The organism is Streptomyces palmae, assembly GCF_004684805.1.
Taxonomy (GTDB): domain Bacteria; phylum Actinomycetota; class Actinomycetes; order Streptomycetales; family Streptomycetaceae; genus Streptomyces; species Streptomyces palmae.
Window position 1 is genome coordinate 1 of sequence record NZ_SRID01000646.1, and the last position, 1,725, is coordinate 1,725.

1 protein-coding gene is annotated in these 1,725 nt (G+C 73.4%); it reads right to left on the reverse strand.

The annotated features are described in order from the left end of the window. Positions 1–616: 616 nt before the first annotated feature. Positions 617–1,462 (reverse strand): DegV family protein, encoded by an 846-nt coding sequence (locus E4099_RS31775; RefSeq protein WP_135342552.1) that lies wholly within the window; start codon positions 1,460–1,462, stop codon positions 617–619. Between the last annotated feature and the right edge of the window lie 263 nt (positions 1,463–1,725).

The window sequence follows — 1,725 nt, forward strand, 5'->3', positions numbered from 1 at the left end:
GTGCCGGGGACGGCGGGCCGGTGCTGATGGCATCGGTGCGGCGGGGCGGTGGGTCGAGTGATGTGCCGCCAGGGCTGGACGGTGTGCCGGCACCTCTGCTGAAGAGGGCTGCGGCACGGGCGGCCAGGGGATGGGCACCGGCCTCGGGGCGGGGCCTGCGGTGCGCCCCGGCCGTCCTGGTGCGCGCCGCGGTCGGGCGCCCGCGCCCGGCCCCCGAACGTCCCGCGGTCGAACGCCCCATGGGCGCATGCTCGTCGCGACGGGCTTGGTGGTGGGTGTCTGTGCCGCCTCGGCTGGTAACGCTGTGTGAACGTGGTTCCATGCGAGCTGACGGTAGGCCGACTGTCCATCCCCCGCCGAGACGGTCCGGATTCCGTGGACAAACGGCGAGTTGTGGATAACTGGGTCACTCATCAGGCGGAAGTCGCCGACCACATCGCTGAGGGCACGCCCGCACAGGGCACACTCGTATCGGGGCACGCTCAACGTGGCATGGCGCAGGTGACGCACCGCCGAGGCCCGCTCGCTGAAGGCTGGCTGGCCGGAGCCGTCACCTCCGTGTGGAGAGCTCGCGGGGCTACTCCGTATCCGCCGGCTGCCCGAGGTGCCCGGCTGGTCAGCGGGGGGCCACCACCGCGCCCAGCAGGCCCGGCCCGGTGTGGGCCCCGATCACGGCGCCGACCTCGCTCACATACAGCTCGGCCAGGCCCGGCACGCGGGCGCGCAGGCGTTCTGCCAGTGCTGCCGCCCGCTCCCCCGCGTCCAGGTGGTGGACCGCGATGTCCACCGGGCTGCCGCCGGCGCGCTCCACGACGATCTCCTCCAGGCGGGCGATGGCCCTGGAGGCGGTACGCACCTTCTCGCGCAACTCGATCCGGCCGCCTTCCAGTTCCAGCAGCGGTTTGACCGCGAGGGCGGAGCCGAGCAGTGCCTGGGCCGCGCCGATCCGGCCGCCTCGGCGCAGGTAGTCCAGGGTGTCGACGTAGAAGTAGGCGGCGGTGCTCTCGGCCCGCTTCTCGGCGGCGGCGACGGCCTCGTCCAGGGTGCCCCCGCTCTCCGCGGTCTCGGCGGCGGCCAGCGCGCAGAAGCCCAGGGCCATGGCGACCATGCCGCTGTCCACCACCCGCACCGGGACGGGGGCCTGCTCGGCCGCGAGTACCGCCGCGTCATAGGTGCCGGAGAACTCGGCCGACAGATGCAGCGAGACGATGCCGCTCGCCCCCGCCTCGGCCGCGGCACGGTAGGCGGCGGCGAACATCTCCGGGTTGGGCCGGGAGGTGGTGACCGGCTTCCGCTTCTTCAGCGCCTCGGCGACGGAGCGGGCGGAGATCTCGGTGCCCTCCTCCAGTGCCTCGTTGCCCAGCACCACGGTGAGGGGTACCGAGGTGATCCGGTGCCGTTCCATTGCCTGTGGTGGCAGATAGGCCGTGGAATCGGTCACGATCGCGACATGGCGGGACATGACTGGGAGGTTATCGGGGGATGTCCGGGCCGGGCAGCGCGGGCCTGGCTGACCGGAGTGCGGCGGTCCGCCGAGCCCTGCCGAATGGGGCCTCACGGCCACCGTACCGCTCGGACCCGCCCGGGTACGCCGACTCGCCCCAGCCCACCGCGCGCCCCATTCGCACCACCCCACTCATCCAGGCTCTCCCACTCATCCAAGCCCTCCGACCCGGCACGCCATGCCGCCCCGGCACATCCCGCGAGCCGGCGGCAGTGCCCCGC